This window comes from Paenibacillus sp. A3 (genome assembly GCF_001399685.1).
In the GTDB taxonomy this organism is placed as follows: Bacteria; Bacillota; Bacilli; order Paenibacillales; family NBRC-103111; genus Paenibacillus_G.
In genome coordinates this window covers 1-15,624 of record NZ_JTHN01000062.1, presented here as the reverse complement: position 1 = coordinate 15,624, position 15,624 = coordinate 1, and the positions used below count along the sequence as shown (strand labels likewise).

The following is a 15,624-nucleotide window of genomic DNA, read 5'->3' as shown; positions in this document are numbered from 1 at the left end:
AGCTTAATTTTGATTATCTACAAAATAGCCTTCCGCTTGAATCGCTTGATTCGATTGGTACCTGCCGCGGAGCTTCATTGCATTTTGCATTTTCTTGATTTGGTTTTCAGAATCCTGACGGTTCAAGCGAAGCTTTTCATTAATCTGAGCTTCCAGTCGTTTAAGATCCTCTATATACGCTTTGACTTCCGGAGATGAATGCTCTACCTGCACAACTTGTTCCATAAGCTCAGCCTGTTGGTTTTGCAATTCTTCCAACTGAGCCAAGTCTTCGAAAGTGTCTAGATTGAGAGCAAGGATTTGGTTAGAAATCCGAATCAGTTGCACAAATACGATTTCCGTCGCTTCCCTATTCATGTTAACCGACCACAGTAGCTTTATTTTTAAGAATCTTAAGCGCCTCAACCCACGTATCCCTTAACTCAGTAACCAAGGATATACTTGTTTCCAAGCATTCCACGTTTAACTTGAAGTTCGCTTCAAAAAGCTGTTCTTTAATAAAGACATACAGCATTTTGAGGTTCTTCGATATTTCGTAGTCCATATTGAGAGTGATCATTAACTCGTCAATAATGTCTTGGGCTTTTTTAATGTTAATATTTTTTTCGCTATAATTTTTGGTCATCAAGGCTTCTTGGGCTTGTTTCATGAACTTGATGCATCCGTTATACAATAGGAGAGTTAATTCACCAGGAGCGGCTGTACTGACTTGAGTTCTTAAATAAAGCTGTTGCGCTTGCTGGTTCATTTGTCTTACCTCTTTTCATCAATAATGACTCCGTTTATTTCCTGTAAATTTGTGATTAAATCTACGATCTTTTCAGAAGGAACTTCCCTAATCACTTCATTCGTTTCTTTGTTATACACTTTAACGATAATTTGCTTACTCTTTTCATGAATGCTAAACTCCAAGCGTGTCTGAAAGCCTTCCATGGCTTTATTTGCTTTTTCAATCGCTTTAACTAAAGCTTCTTCCGAAATGGATAGTTGAAACGGCTTTTTCGTTAGCAATTCAATGGAAGAAATCAAATTCCCTAGTTGTTCCGCCGATTGATTATCATAAGAAGTTGTAGTATTATTGGGCAAACCTAGAGAAGGTATGTTTTTTATATCCATATACTCTATCTACCTCCTTGCCATTATAAACGAGACAAGTATCCCAATGTTGTATTACTTTTTTGGATTGCTTTCTCCATTGCCGAGAACTTTGCATAGTAGAAATCTTCTTTTTTCTTTAGTTTCACATCAAAACGGCTTATTTGTTCTTCCATTTTCTTCATAACGGACCCAAGATCCGTGTTAATATCATTTGTGATGCCGCCAACGGTACCCGCTCTTTTAACCAAATCATCAATACTCGAAGACAATTGGTCATAAACTCTACGCATGATCCCCTTACCCTTTTCATCGGTACTTGATGCAGGGGTATTTGTAAACATGGCGATCACATTATCGGGATCTTTTGACAAAGCTTCTTTTAGCATTTTTTCATCTATAACGAGTTTACCGGAATTTTGGGTATTTTTGGCATCATAAGGCATCGTAGTAATTCCGATTTTGGCGAAGGAGTTATAGGCTTCTTGGATCCCACTTACCGATGTAATCCCCGTTAATTCCCTTAATCTACTTAACGCTCTTTCAACAGTAGGATCACTTTTCAATAACCCGCTTTTTGCTTTGTCTTCCCAGGCCTTGATGTCTGCCTCTTTCATATCTTTCTTCTGGTCATCGGTTAATGGATCGTAGCCACGATACCTGTTTTCGGACGTTCTTTTGTTCATAAACTCGATCGTTTCGTTATACTTGGAAACAAAGTTCTTAATCTTATCGACAATTCCGTTTATATCATTACTAACGGATACCGTAACAGGCGTTGCGCCCGTCGGTTGTTTTAGATTATAGGTAACCCCATCGATTGTAAAGGAATTGCTGCTCCTATAAGTTGTATTTCCATCGATTGTAACTTTTGCATCTTGACCGGTTACGACTTGCGAATCCAATTTAAGAGAAGCTAACAGCCCGCCAGTATCTCCGGAAATATTAACTTGCGCCGTCCCGCCAGTATCCTTAGTAAGAAAAGATACCTTGTCGGTCGTCTCGTCATAGGACATATATACCCCGGCAGCAGAAGCATTAACTTTGCCCATTATTGTGGAAATGCTGTCATCACCATTGTAAGTAATTTGCTGCCCGTTTATGGTAAAGCTGTAACTAGTACCCGATACATTTAGTGGTGTATCGAACTTTGAAGCAATATCACTTAATTTCGAATTAGCGTCTACCTTGAAAGCAGTCCGGCTTCCTGTAAAGCCCAGATTTGAGTACCCGCTATTCGTTGGAGAAGTAGCTTCCAACACGAGCTGCGGCTGATAAGACGTACTGCCGTCTACCACAGCCGATACAGGGTTGAAAGAGATTTTGCCCCCTGAATCGCTAACTGTTATTTTGTTGTATCCAAATGCATCATTTAATTTGGTTTGGATCTGCTGAGCTAAATCGGTAGTTGATGCATAACTTTTTTGATCTAAAGTTATTGTTTTTCTTACCCCATTTAACGTTACATCGAACTGATTATTCGTAGCATCGATTGTGGTAGTCGTAGGAGCTGTATTTGCTGTAACCGGGGCAGGTGGTTGTTTTGTCATCGCACCCGTACTTGATTTAGTAGCCCCTGTTGCCAATTGGCTGACTGTTATGACATGAGTCGCTGGATTTGCTGTACTGCTTGTCGTTACCGAAATATAACTTTCATTCGAAGATGTCGCGGCAGATTGCTTCCAGTCGCCTGCGAACCTCAAATCGCCCACCGTCGAGCGTAGTCCAGCAAGCTTTGAGTTAACCTCACGGTACAGATCCATGCTCCAGTTTGTTTTTGTTTTTGTTTTTTTGATTTTTTCTAAAGGCATTCTTTCCGCTTTCATTAAGTCGCTTACTAATTTATCGATATCTAATCCCGACGCCATTCCACCAATACGTACTGGCATGTTCCACTCTCCTCTTATCATATTCCTTATTATATTTATCGAAAAATTCCTGCGATTTATTTAGACAGAAAATTATATATTTTTCAAGCGTATGAGAGCAGGGTCGTAACCCCACGAAGCTGCAAGCCTATAGTATTCCTTAGCCTTATCCTTAAAGCCAAGAATTTCGTAGTAGACCCCCAGATTGTATGCCGCTTTAAAAGACCCTGTCCCCAGCACCGAGGTATATTTTGGGGTTTCGCCAATTCTTAAAGCTTCTTTGAAGCTTGGTTCTATAATATGAATTTCCCCTGTATCCATAGCAAGTAGACCCAGTAGAAAAAATAAATCAGGAAAGTCCTTATAGACGTCTCCATATCTCGCAAGAAGGTCGGCAGCTTCCTTGCTGCGGCCCAGTTCCTTAAGCGTGTAACCTAGCAATACGAGCATTGGAGGATGGTAAAGCTGATTTTCTTCCTTATAAGTTAAGCTTCTCTTCAAATAATGCTCCGCTTCCTTATACTGCTCGAGGGAATTGTAGAGCTTCCCTATTTGGTAAAGCATGTATCCTTCGTCCTGCCGTTCATCCAGTGCTTTTTGGTAAAGCGTTAGATACCGGTTAAACTTATCTTTTTCATGATATTCTTTTTTGGTATATCCATAGTGTTTAACTAAAAGCCCGGTATCTTTAAAACTTGCCGGTAGATCGTTCTCGTACAACTGTTCATGAACGATCCCTTTGAAGCGAAACGAAGGTCTGTTAGGAAAAAAACGAATCATCCTATGCCGGGCCGAATCATTTTCCATTATATTTTCTAGAACTACGGTTCCCGCTTGACCGGGATGTTCTGTGATAAATTGACTCAGCTTCGCCTCAGCATCAGGTGGAAGCTCTTCATCCGCGTCTAAGATAAGAATATACTCGCCTGTTGCCCAAGAAACGGATTGGTTTCTGGCCTGGGCAAAATCATCGTTCCATTCCCCTTGTTTTATAACCGCATTATATTTTTCCGCGATTTGTACCGTGCGATCTCTTGATCCTGTATCGTAAATAATAACTTCGAACGGCGACGGGATGCTTTTTAGCACCCTTTCTATGTTAAGCTCCTCATCTTTTACAATAAGGCAGACGCTGATATTCATAAACTCCTCCTGCCGCAAGTCTTCTGAAAGCTATTTATACTTATTATCGGTATGCTGGCGGGATATTGTTATAATGTCGCTCAATTATATTGAAGGGTTAAAAAACCGTATGGTAAAAAAACACCTATTCCGATTCGTAATAAACGAACCGGAATAGGTGCTTTTATCCTGGTTAAGGATTAACGAAGCAGCTGGAGAACGCCTTGAGGAGCTTGGTTTGCTTGAGCCAGCATCGAGTTGGATGCTTGTTGCAGGATGTTCAGCTTCGTGTAGTTCATCATTTCTTTTGCCATATCGGTATCGCGGATACGGGATTCGGCAGCTTGCAGGTTCTCGGATGTTGTCGACAAGTTGTTATATACATGCTCCAGACGGTTTTGTACGGCACCGAACTCAGAACGTGCAGTGTTAACTTTGCCGATTGCATCGTCGATTGTTTTCAGAGCGTCAGCTGCATTAGTACTTGTTGTAACGTTTGCCGAATCAATGCCCAGACCTGTTTTGGTGATGTTCTGGGATGTGATCGCAACCGAGTCGCCTTTGTTGTTGCCGATTTGAATGCTGATAGCCGCAGGAGTAGATTGGTTCAACATGGTGATACCGTTGAACGTCGTTTTGTTCGCAATGTCGTCGATCGCATTGCTCAGAGCTTTGAACTCTTCGTCCATTGCTTTCAAGTCGGAAGTGTTGTACGTTCCGTTGCTTGCTTTTACTGCGAGTTCTTTCATACGAGTCAGCATGTCGGAAACTTCGTTCATTGCGCCCTCTGCTGTTTGTACGAGGGAAACGCCGTCTTGAGCGTTTGCTCCTGCTTGGTTCAAGCCGCGGATTTGCGTACGCATTTTTTCGGAGATCGACAAGCCTGCTGCATCGTCAGCTGCACGGTTAATGCGATAACCGGAAGAAAGCTTCTCGCTGGATTTACCTTGCGCGATGTTGTTCATAGTCATGTTGCGGTGTGCGTTCATTGCATTAAGATTGTGGTTAATAATCATTGGTAATTTCCTCCCTGAATGTTTGTTCCACTTCCTTGTGGAGTAGGGCTTTGCTCCTACATTTTCTATATCGGCTGTTTAGTTAGAGATGTTTAGTGCTTTTTTTTATTTTTCTAAGTTTTTTACTATTTTTTTTATTTCGTTAATATCAAACTTCACTGAAATGGCTTCCTTATTACTCGCTTCAATCGCTTCTAGTAGTTCCTTTCTGTAAACTTTAATATCACTCGGCGCCTTAATTCCTAATTTGATCTGTTCACCCTCAATGGAAACAACATAAATTTCAATATTTCCGTTAATCATGATGGACTGTCCCTTTTTTCGGGATAGAACTAACATTTTTTCTCACCACTTTCTTGTCTCTCTTTTGGGTAAAGTGGAGTTTTTATTTCATATTCATAGCTAGGAGGCAGAATGATTTGGTACCCTTTGAGATTTCGGACATTGATAACAAGCGGAGCAAGCAAATTCATTGTAGATTCTTGGAAAGGTTCCCTAAGGGTAACAATAGATAAGATGAGAACATCCCGTTCAGAATGTAACTCCAACCTAGCCACGTCATCTTCGTTCAATTCAAACGTATATTCTTTAAAATATTCAAATGGAACAGCGATAACAAAACCAATTTTTTCGTCCTGAACACTGCTTAAGTATCCCAAGTCGCTTCCTTCAATATAATTAAAAACAAATTCATTTAACCCTTCAAAAGCGAGGATACTCCCATGAAAGTTAATTATTTTACCATTCAAATGTTCGAGCATAATGTGGCCCCTTTCAAGTATTGAAGGCTATAGCATTAGCTATAGCCTTAGAATAATTATTTATACCAATCATAGGTCGTTACTTGTATATCGATCGAATTCATTTGTCTCATATAGATATTGACCCGTCCCGGATTGTAGCGAATCTCGGGTTTCATCGGCGTGTATTGAATGTCCGCTTTACGAGCTTCGATATTGGTTACAGCCGGTTTTGCTTCATATTGAATTTTCACATTCATATTCGAAGCCGGACCGACGTATTCTACAGAACTCTCATTTGAAAAAGCATTCTGGGCTAGTTCCGCAAAGGCGTTGCGCGGATTATGAATTTGAGCCATGCGATTGCCGTTTTCAACAATTCTGGCTATTCCCTGCAGCGCAATACCGGGAGCTTGGCTGTAAATAGAATTCATCCACTCCATATGTGGACCAGATCCTAAAGCAGCCCAAGCTGCCGACGAATCGATGCGCAATTCGCCTGGCTCAGAATGAAAATCCATTTGTGCCGGATGCTGTTCAATCGATAATTGCCCTCTGGGAGACCTCATATCAGTAGAAGCATTCTGAGTTTGCATGCCGATCTGACCCAAGGTTTGCTGAATTGACAGGCGGAGCAAGTTCATAGAACATCACTCCTATCTTATCTCAAATAATCCAACAAGCTTGGTTGGACAATTTTGGCGCCAACGGAAAGAGACGCCTGGTAAATATTTTCATACTGTTTCAAATCGGTAATTGTCTTTGCAATGTCCGCATCCTCTACCTTGCTGTCTAACGAAGTCAAGTTTTGGGTTAAATCTTCCAAGCGATTTTCAACTAAATCAACACGATTCACCCTCGCCCCAACCTCTGCTCTCATATCCAAAAACTTGGTAAGACGTGTATCCAGCTTATCCATCAATGCCTCGGCTTGTGTTTTGTTCCCTGAAGCAAATGCATTTTGGATTCCTTTCAAGACAGCGAACATATTATCCCCATCTGAAGGAGATCCAAACGCCTGTTCCCCAGTAACATTAATAGGAAGCGTGATCCCTGCTCCGAATTGAAAATTAATAAGTTTCGTATCGGTTTGGTCTGCCGCCGCATTTGCTAAGGTGTACGGTTGCTTGTCAGTAAATTGTCCGTTAAAAATATACTTCCCGTTCATTTTATCGTTTCCAAGCGTAACCGCATGTTCATAGATCTGCCCCATCTCTTGAGCGATAGCATCCAACGCAGATTGCGGATTGGTACCGTTCACCCCCCGGGTTGTCAGCTCCTTCGCTCTTTGCAGCAACTCTCCGATTTGGCCCATTACGGTATCCGTATGATCTAAAAAAGATTTAGCCATATCCACATTTTTCTGATATTGCTCATTCATCGACAATTCGCTGCGGTAACGCAATGCGTAAGTAATGCCTACCGGATCATCAGAGGGTTGATTAATTTTTCTGCCGGTCGACAAAATATCTTGATTCTTACTCATTCCTCTTAAATTATTCGTAATATTACCAAGAACCTGAGAATGCATCATGCTTTGGGTAACACGCAATGGCATAGACTTGACCTCCTACTTATTATCTACCGACTACTCCGGTGCTGTTAATCAATTTATCGAGAACCTGATCAAAGGTCGTCATAAATCGGGAGGCTGCGCCATACGCATGTTGGAATTTGATCATGTTGGACATTTCCTCATCAAGCGAGACCCCGCTCACGGACTGCCGTCTATCCTCAATTTGATCAACCATCGCCTTTTGATTGTCCGTTTGGCGGGAAGTGGTTTGCGCTTGAACGCCCAATTGACCGACAATGGAGCGGAAGTAATCATCCAGGGTGCCATTCATAATCGATGGCGTACCATTTGCGTTTCCTCCATTGTTAAAAGAAAACTTCGAATCTTTCAGCTGCGAAATTAACAGAGCTAAGGTATTGTTTCCTTTGACTGCCGTTTCATTCGGGGCTGTCCCCGTCGTTCTCAAAGAGGTAGCAATATAATTTGGATCGTTAGCAATGACCGGATTGAGTTGGAAAGTAGCTGCCGTAACCGCAGTTCCCGTCTTAGCCGTAAAGAAATCTACTCCCTTAGCAGCGGGTGTGGCAAAAGTATAACCCAGCTTATGCAACCCGTTGATCCCTTGAACCACAACCGTTAAATCGGAAGCCAATGTACGGCTAGCCACGGGACCAGAATAAGTTACCGGTGTAAGAGTTGGGCCGGTCGGAGTATTGGTGGGGACCATCAATACGGAACCGTCAGGAATAACAGACCCGGCTGGAATTGTGATCTGAACTTGGCCGTTAGCGATGGAATTCGCAAGTGTATCCAACTGTTGCTGATAATCGGCAACATAGCGATCTCTGGAAATGATCATGCCATAGACCTCACCGCTATTTAAATCCCCACTGTTCATAGCAGTCGCAAGTGTAGCCGCGGTAACAGCGGTCGTGGTTTGGCCTGTAACCAGGTTGGTATTCCCCATGTTAATGGTATATCCTTGCGGAGTTTCAACAACAGAGATATTTACGATTTTGGACAATTGATCCGTCAATAAGTCGCGTTGGTCCCGCAAATCGTTAGCATTATCTCCAAGTCCTTCAATTCGGAAAATTTCGTTATTCAAAGAGGAAATTGTGGTTGTCAATGAATTGATTTGATTTGCTTTGACATCAATATTACTAGTCAAATCATTACTTAAATCGCTCAATTGCTTGCTGGTCGCGTTAAAAGCATCTGCCAGCGCATTTGCATTTTCCCGGACAAGCTTGCGTCCCGATACGTTCTCCGGGTCCTTGGCAAGATCGGTCCACGACTTCCAAAACTTGTCCAATACGGAACGTATGCCCGTATCCGTTGGCTCGTTTACAATCGCTTGGAGCTTATCCAGCGTATCATTTTGAATCGAGTAATTCCCAAACTGCTTGTTTTCATTGCGGAACTGGTCGTCCAAGAACTTCTCGCGGATTCGCGTGATCGAAGTGAATTCTACACCCTGTCCCATCTGCCCAGGAACATTACTACGCATCATTCCCGGATATTCGAGCGGTCTGGAAGCGACCATATTTACTACCTGGCGGGAATAGCCCGCTGTATTTGCATTCGAGATGTTATGTCCTGTTGTGGTAAGAGCAGCTTGCTGCGTGAATAAAGCACGTTTAGATATTTCAATACCGGTAAAGGTGGAACGCATGGAATCTCATCTCCTTCGCAGCATCTGATTATGCCTTGGTATCAAATAAACCTTTTCGATTCGAACCCGAAGTGGTTTGATTAGGATTCGAATAAATCAGCTCATCTCCGTCAGGACCGGACATGATATCTATCGAATAATTAATAAACGCGAGCGACTGCTCGATCATCTGTTGATTTAACTCATTGTACTCCCGCAGCTTGCGGATGGTAGCCAGCAACTGCTTCTGGGAATCGACCAAGGTTCGCTTCTCCTCGGCGTTAAAAATAATCTTGGTCAAATCGCTGACCGTCACCCGCGGATTCGGTTTGTATCCTTTTTCGATTAAGAAATTACCGATCGCATCCACCCGCTGCTGGTCCAATTCCCCGATTCGCTTGAGCAGCTTGTTTTCTTTCGTTACAATTTGCGTCAGCTGCTCCACTTGATTGTGGATAAGCGCATGCTTTTTCTGCTCCGCCAGCTCCAACAAGGTGAGATGTACATCATTCAGTTCGGACATGGTCTGCAACACGGCTTCAAAAGACATGGCTCTCCACCTTCAAAAAATTATTTCAAAAACGGGAAAATTTTCTCGGCTAGCTTGCGCGCATCGACTGCGTACGTCCCGGAGCTTACAGATTGCTTGAGCTCTTCCAGTTTTTCGCGGCTGGCTCCTGCTGCTTCCGTTCCCAGAAGCTCTTTGGCTTCGCTGGATATCTCAACCTGGTCTTTTTGCTTTTGCTTCTTCCCTGCGGCAAATGCCTGCTGCGCTTCCTGATTCTTCTTATATTGATTCACGGCACCTACCTGGTTTGTTCCATTAATTTTCATCAAACTCACCTCGATTAACACATAATAAACCCACCGATTCAGCGTTATTACTTTTATCGGTGGGCGGATTTTAAAAGTTTAGATGTATTCGTTATTTTGTTCGATCCTGCAAGCGGTCTTTAATAAGAAAAGAAGCATGCTTTTCTTGCTCGACCATCTGCTTTTTGCGCTGTTCGTCTTCGGCCATGTTTCGTGTTTCCTTCGTCAACCGCGTCCGGCAGGCTTCACACATGTTGTGCTCGCGGATCTGCGCTCCGCAAACGTCACATTCGTAAGTCATGTTCGGGTTATTTTTAATCGAAATGCGTCCTTCACGGATAAACTTCACGATTTGTTTGACTGGCACCTCGGTCGCATCGCTTAATTCTTGTATCGAGCAAGCGCGGTTCTCGCGCAAATATTTTAAACATGTCTCGTACTGCCTCTCCATCTCCCGAATGCAGTTCGGACACAAACCGTAATTATTTTTCATGTAGATTTTTCCGCAGCGGTCGCAGTTTGCTACATTCAGACTCATATTAATTCTACTCCTCTCAAGAGCAAGGCCTATTACTCCTAGTTTAGCTGAAATGATCGAAGTTTGCACTTGATTTTTTGTCGGAATTTGGACGTTTGCCGCAAACGAACTTATCTGGCCCAACTAATGCCGCAAACCTCTAGAGCAAGGCTTGTCTTCATCGCCTTTGCGCATTCGTTTAGCGTACTTCCGGTCGTGTACACATCGTCGATCAAATAAACCCGCACCCGCCCTTGTCTGCACGCTGCCGCCACTTGGGAAGCAGCTCCCGGTTCCAGCGCAAACACGCCTTGGAGATCGTCCAAACGTTCCATTCTTCCTTTGAAGCTTTGTTTGTCCGTATGTCTCGTTCGCAGCAGCAGTGGAAGAACAGGCAAGCCCGTCAGCCTTCCCAGCTCGGAGGCCAGCTGTTCGGCCTGGTTGAAGCCGCGTTCGGCATATCGCTGCTCACTCAGGGGCACATAAGAGATGAACTCGGAGGCAGGCTTTCCGAAGTCCGCACCGTCGGACGGCCCTTGCCGATGCAAGTGATAGGCGTGCAGCAGCATCGGGCCGAGTACGCTGCGCAGCGACTCTTGACCCCGGTATTTATACTGCCCGAGCCATTCCTTCATTCGTTCATTATAACGAACGGCGCTGCGGTTCTGGTCGTAGTATGTATCAGTTCGCCGGGGGCAGTCGGGACAAGCTTCGTAACGGCCGCATTTGGCGCAGCAGACTTCGTGGATCCACGGGATCGCTTCCCAACAGCGCCGACAAACCGGCAGCTTGCGGGTACCGTCGTTCGCCGCGCCGCAGGCGACGCAAGGCTCCATATTAGAGGCCAACAGCGATTCTGCCCCGTTCAAAAGCCGACGCATCCACCTGCCGACTTGTTCGGTCCAACTCATCGTTCGTACCCCATTTCTCAGTCGATATATCCTTTCTTCCGCGCGATAACGTTCATTTCGGTAATCTGTCGTCTGGCATGCGCTTGAGAGCGTGTTTTTTCTTTAGCCGCAAAATACACACGTCCTCGGGGATCTTGAGCGGATCTCCCCGCCCGTCCCGCCATTTGCACCAGCGCCGCCGAATCAAACACCGGGGAATCGGCATCAAGAATAAATACATCCGACTTCGGAATCGTCACTCCCCGCTCCAAGATGGTCGTAGTGACCAGCATCCGAATCAAGGTTGTGCGAAAATCGGTGACCTTTTGCGAACGGTCGGCGTCTTTGGAAGAAGTGCCCTTAACGTTGACGGAAGGAAACGACTGCCGAAGCAAAGCGACGAACGGCTCGACCATGGCGATTTTCGGGACGAAGACGAAGACTTGCGCTCCCCTTTCCAATGAGGAGGCTAAGAGCCCCTTAAGCTTGCCGTTCAGCCCGTTCTGGCTCAGCATTTGCCGCAAAGGCGGGCACGAGAGAAGCGATGGCTCGGGCAGCGGGTGCCGATGGTATCTTGCCGCTACTCGGGCGTGCGGCAGCCGATTGCGCTTTACAGCACGCTGCAGTTCCTCCGGCGGCGTCGCCGACAGCAAAATGTATGCTCCGCCTAAGGCGCATACCTGCTCGGCGGCATAGAACAGCATCGGATTATTATGGTACGGATACGCGTCGATTTCGTCGACAATGACCAGATCAAACGCTTGCCGGAATCGCATCAACTGATGCGTCGTGGCTAAGGTTAGCTCGCCCTGCTCCCACCGCTGCTCGCTTCCGCCATACAAGGTGACAACCTTCGTGTGCGGAAAAGCTTTCTCCAGCCTTGGCTTCAGCTCCAAGACAACATCGCGACGCGGAGTAGCAATGGCAACCCGGCCTCCCTTGGCCAACGTATATTGAACCATCGGAAAAATCATTTCCGTCTTCCCGGCTCCCGTTACAGCCCAAATGAGGAACCGTGGCGCACCCGAACCCTGTGCCTTTTCCCTTGAAAGGGACTTATTTGCTTTCAAAAATTGCAACGCCAAACCCGACGCTTCCGCCTGCACGTCGCTAAGCCCCCACGCTTGCAAGTAAACTTCCATGTCTTCATCCGCCGGTGGCACAGTGTGTGCATCAAAACTACTGTTCATCCGAACGATCGGAGTACAATACCGCGATCTTCCCATGGTCAAACAAGCTTCACAGTAAGCGCACGGGCCCCCACAAGCCGCGCAATGCGTCCAACGAACCGGCGATGCCTCGACGCCTGCCTGTCCTCCGAACGTTCCTTGGCTTCCGCAGCGCCTGCACTTTCCTTTCAGCGCCTGGGGCAGCAAGGACCACCGCCGGCCTTCGCTTCGATCTAACTCCACCCCGGCTTCCAGCTCGATCCTGCCCTGAATCCAAGCGAGCTGTAGAAAGTATGCCGGCGATTCGGCCACGGCTTGACTTCCTTCATGCTGCATCAAGCCCCTAAACTCTTCCATCAGCAGGTAACGGCCTTTCAGGGATAGGCACAAGGCATTCATCGTCCTATTTGCGAAGTTTCTTGCTTCATCGGATAGCCCTTCCGCCATCCCGGCCCAATCCCAAAGCTTCCAATCTGCCACGGCCTCCGGATGAAGGCCAATCTCACGGGCAGTCGACCGCAAGCTTAGCAGCATGTCTGACGAGGACGAAGATGCTTTCATCTTGCGCTTGATTTCACAGGCTTGTCCGAACGATAAGGCGGGTTCCAGCACACGCAGCTTGAAGCGGCCACCGGCTAGATCCGTCCAGTAATCCCGGTCGGCCCGCATATCCAAGGAAACGTGCCAGGAACAACCGTCTGCCGTCATTGCGGCATATACGAAAGCTTTCATGAATCACCTGGTTCGAATTATTTTTATGATTACATACATTTGAAAGCGGTTTCTAAACCTTCGTTTTGGTTAAGCCGGACCACAACCACCTGTTCATCTGCATGCTTCAGGACCCATTCCTCCAAGTCCCGTTCCGCAATTGTACAGATGCTCAATTGATGCTCCAGACTTAACCTTCGGGCAATCTCCAGCGTATCGTCTGTCGAACCTTCATCCGCCAGTGTTACCGATATCGCCTTGCCCTTCATCCATGAAAAAAAATACAGCGAGCGAAGATACCACTCCACCTGCAACTGATTATTGTAGGTTTGCAGCACATAATGCGTCGTTCGGGGCTTTCCGTATCGCCTCCACTGCCAATGGAGCCAATGGATGATGGCGACCCCTGCGGCATAGCAACCGATAATCCAAGCCAAGCCTAACATCATAGCGGCTCCCTCCCTTAACAGCAGTATATGCCGATTAAAGGGAGATGGTTCCTGCCAAGCTTGAAGAAGGATAGCACTTGCAAACCGCTTACAGTGTCACCCAGCCATTTTTAATGGCGATAATAACCGCCTGTGTCCGATCGTCAACTTCCATCTTCTGCAAAATGCTGCTGACATGATTTTTAACCGTTTTTTCGCTGATAAACAGAAACTCGCCGATCATCTTGTTGCTTTTGCCTTCGGCCATTAAGCGAAGTACTTCCGCTTCCCGACGGGTCAACGGGCTATTGTCCATATGCACGTACTTCACGCCTGCTTCTTTCGACGTCGCGCCGGAACCGGCTACACCCTGCTCGTCCAAATACGTCATGCGCCGAAGCTGGTTGATGAGCTTCCCGGTCACTTTCGGATGAATGTAGGCATGCCCGGCCACGACCGATCGAATCGCGTTGATTAAAGATTCCGCTTCCATGTCTTTCAACAGGTAACCGGAAGCCCCCTTGCGAAGCGTTTCGAAAACGTAGCTCTCATCGTCATGAATCGAAAGAATAATCACTTTAATGTCCGGAAAAATATCCTTCAATTTCTCCGTTGCTACGACACCGTTCTCCACAGGCATGTTAATGTCCATCAAGACGATGTCCGGGTTCAGGGTATTGCAGAGCTCCAGTACCTGAATGCCATCGCCGCATTCGCCGACAACTTCCAGATCGCTCTCCATATTTAAAATTCGTTTGACCCCCTCGCGAAACAGCTGGTGATCATCTGCTAAAACCAGCTTAATCGGGCGTTTGGCGCTGCCCATAATGTCCATATTGATTACTCCTCCTTGGATTCTGACTTGATCGGGATGACCATGGATAGTTTTGTTCCCGCCCCTGGCGCCGATTCGATGTCCATTCGCCCCTCGAGCAGCTCTACGCGCTCACGCATGCCCATTAAGCCGTAATGACTGCCGCGTGCAATCTTCTTGTCGATATTGTCGGTGATGAAACCAACGCCATTATCGGATACGGTTATTTTCATCATCTGCTGCTGGAACGTAAGCTCCAGTGAGACATGGGAGGCTTCCGCGTGCTTGAGGACGTTAGAGAACGCTTCCTGTACCAAGCGGTATACCGCTACTTCCATACCGGATGGCAGGCGGACTTCTTTTCCGACCAGTTCGATTCTGGTGCGAATCTTCGTTCTCTCCTCGTAATCCTGCACAAACTTACGCAAGGTGGGGACTAATCCGAGGTCGTCAAGCGCCATGGGACGAAGATTGAAAATGATCTTGCGAACCTCTTCAATCCCGCCCCTGACACCCGTTTTCAAATCATTCAGTTCATCTTTTACGGCATTATAGGCCTGCTTGGCCAACATGCGCTCGGTAATTTCGGTGCGAAGGACCATGTTTGCCATATTTTGCGCAAGGCCGTCGTGAATTTCCCGGGCAATTCTCTTTCGCTCCTCTTCCTGTGCCAAAATGATCTTAAGACCCAGCAGCTGCCGGTTTTTGGCCGATTCCAGAAGACGTGTCACTTGATTGAGATCCCCGGATAAGTACTCGAGCACTACATTGAATTGAGAGACTAAAGACTCTGCCCGTTCCAGCTGTTTGTCGACATTTTTCAACCGTTTCTGCAGGTCGTCCCGTCTTGCTTTCAAATGCAGCTCTTTTTCCCGGTGAATGGCCAACTGGGCTTGCAGTTGGGTGGCCGCCTCGTAAGCCGCCCGAATATCTTCCTCATTGAAGCGCTTGAAATCGCGGCTCACTTCGGTCAAACGAACACGGGAGCGTCGATACTCGACCTCGAAGCGGTCTACCGTATCGATCGTGCGGCTCGTTTCTTCAATCACCGACTGCAATTCCTTGTTCAGTGCTTCGCGCTCCGCCCGGACGCTCTCACAGATCTCAAAAATTTGGTACTTGCTGTTTTCCATGACATCAATGGCATTTCTGATGACGCGGTCAAAAACGTCGACTTGCATCCGGACAAAGCTCCTTCGCCATTTTTCTCGGACGTACTAGCAATATAGTACCATATTTTCGGAAGATTGTGAGAGCTTATAGTACTAATT

General features: G+C 46.1%; 19 protein-coding genes. All 19 read right to left on the bottom strand.

What is annotated here, in order from left to right:
• Positions 1-3 precede the first annotated feature (3 nt).
• A complete protein-coding gene (locus tag QJ48_RS09155; protein ID WP_054973323.1) occupies positions 4-357 on the bottom strand; it encodes a hypothetical protein in 354 nt (117 codons plus the stop codon).
• A gap of 1 nt (position 358) precedes the next feature.
• Entirely contained in the window at positions 359-748 is a 390-nt protein-coding gene (gene fliS / locus QJ48_RS09150; RefSeq protein ID WP_054973322.1) for a flagellar export chaperone FliS, read from the bottom strand.
• 5 nt (positions 749-753) lie between these two features.
• Entirely contained in the window at positions 754-1,116 is a 363-nt protein-coding gene (locus QJ48_RS09145) for a flagellar protein FlaG (protein WP_054973321.1), read from the bottom strand.
• 23 nt (positions 1,117-1,139) lie between these two features.
• The gene (gene fliD, locus QJ48_RS09140; protein ID WP_054973320.1) at positions 1,140-2,984 is read right to left on the bottom strand and encodes a flagellar filament capping protein FliD; all 1,845 of its coding nucleotides are present in this window, start codon (positions 2,982-2,984) and stop codon (positions 1,140-1,142) included.
• A gap of 72 nt (positions 2,985-3,056) precedes the next feature.
• Positions 3,057-4,106 carry a glycosyltransferase gene (locus QJ48_RS09135; RefSeq protein ID WP_054973319.1) on the bottom strand — a complete coding sequence of 350 codons (1,050 nt, stop codon included), beginning with the start codon at positions 4,104-4,106 and terminating at the stop codon, positions 3,057-3,059.
• 179 nt (positions 4,107-4,285) lie between these two features.
• A complete protein-coding gene (locus tag QJ48_RS09130; protein ID WP_054973318.1) occupies positions 4,286-5,101 on the bottom strand; it encodes a flagellin in 816 nt (271 codons plus the stop codon).
• A 105-nt stretch (positions 5,102-5,206) separates the two neighbouring features.
• On the bottom strand, positions 5,207-5,404 hold the full coding sequence (locus QJ48_RS09125; protein WP_309247927.1) for a carbon storage regulator: 198 nt from the start codon (positions 5,402-5,404) through the stop codon (positions 5,207-5,209).
• A gap of 29 nt (positions 5,405-5,433) precedes the next feature.
• Entirely contained in the window at positions 5,434-5,862 is a 429-nt protein-coding gene (fliW, locus tag QJ48_RS09120) for a flagellar assembly protein FliW (RefSeq protein ID WP_054973317.1), read from the bottom strand.
• Positions 5,863-5,918: 56 nt separating this feature from the next.
• The gene (locus QJ48_RS09115; protein ID WP_054973316.1) at positions 5,919-6,485 is read right to left on the bottom strand and encodes a DUF6470 family protein; all 567 of its coding nucleotides are present in this window, start codon (positions 6,483-6,485) and stop codon (positions 5,919-5,921) included.
• 17 nt (positions 6,486-6,502) lie between these two features.
• Positions 6,503-7,399, bottom strand: coding sequence for a flagellar hook-associated protein FlgL (gene flgL, locus QJ48_RS09110; RefSeq protein ID WP_082420421.1), 897 nt, complete (start codon positions 7,397-7,399; stop codon positions 6,503-6,505).
• A gap of 19 nt (positions 7,400-7,418) precedes the next feature.
• On the bottom strand, positions 7,419-9,032 hold the full coding sequence (gene flgK, locus QJ48_RS09105) for a flagellar hook-associated protein FlgK (RefSeq protein WP_054973315.1): 1,614 nt from the start codon (positions 9,030-9,032) through the stop codon (positions 7,419-7,421).
• A 28-nt stretch (positions 9,033-9,060) separates the two neighbouring features.
• Complete coding sequence (locus QJ48_RS09100; RefSeq protein ID WP_054973314.1) at positions 9,061-9,561, bottom strand: flagellar protein FlgN; 501 nt, start codon at positions 9,559-9,561, stop codon at positions 9,061-9,063.
• A gap of 20 nt (positions 9,562-9,581) precedes the next feature.
• Positions 9,582-9,866 carry a flagellar biosynthesis anti-sigma factor FlgM gene (gene flgM, locus QJ48_RS09095; protein WP_237762858.1) on the bottom strand — a complete coding sequence of 95 codons (285 nt, stop codon included), beginning with the start codon at positions 9,864-9,866 and terminating at the stop codon, positions 9,582-9,584.
• 70 nt (positions 9,867-9,936) lie between these two features.
• Positions 9,937-10,362: a hypothetical protein gene (locus QJ48_RS09090; protein ID WP_054973312.1), complete on the bottom strand. Its 426-nt coding sequence runs from the start codon at positions 10,360-10,362 to the stop codon at positions 9,937-9,939.
• 110 nt (positions 10,363-10,472) lie between these two features.
• A complete protein-coding gene (locus QJ48_RS09085) occupies positions 10,473-11,252 on the bottom strand; it encodes a ComF family protein (RefSeq protein WP_054973311.1) in 780 nt (259 codons plus the stop codon).
• A 17-nt stretch (positions 11,253-11,269) separates the two neighbouring features.
• Positions 11,270-13,132, bottom strand: a complete 1,863-nt coding sequence (locus QJ48_RS09080) for a DEAD/DEAH box helicase (RefSeq protein WP_054973310.1) — start codon at positions 13,130-13,132, stop codon at positions 11,270-11,272.
• 29 nt (positions 13,133-13,161) lie between these two features.
• Positions 13,162-13,560 carry a hypothetical protein gene (locus QJ48_RS09075; protein WP_054973309.1) on the bottom strand — a complete coding sequence of 133 codons (399 nt, stop codon included), beginning with the start codon at positions 13,558-13,560 and terminating at the stop codon, positions 13,162-13,164.
• 88 nt (positions 13,561-13,648) lie between these two features.
• Complete coding sequence (locus QJ48_RS09070) at positions 13,649-14,374, bottom strand: response regulator transcription factor (RefSeq protein ID WP_054973308.1); 726 nt, start codon at positions 14,372-14,374, stop codon at positions 13,649-13,651.
• 5 nt (positions 14,375-14,379) lie between these two features.
• Entirely contained in the window at positions 14,380-15,534 is a 1,155-nt protein-coding gene (locus tag QJ48_RS09065) for a sensor histidine kinase (protein ID WP_054973307.1), read from the bottom strand.
• Between the last annotated feature and the right edge of the window lie 90 nt (positions 15,535-15,624).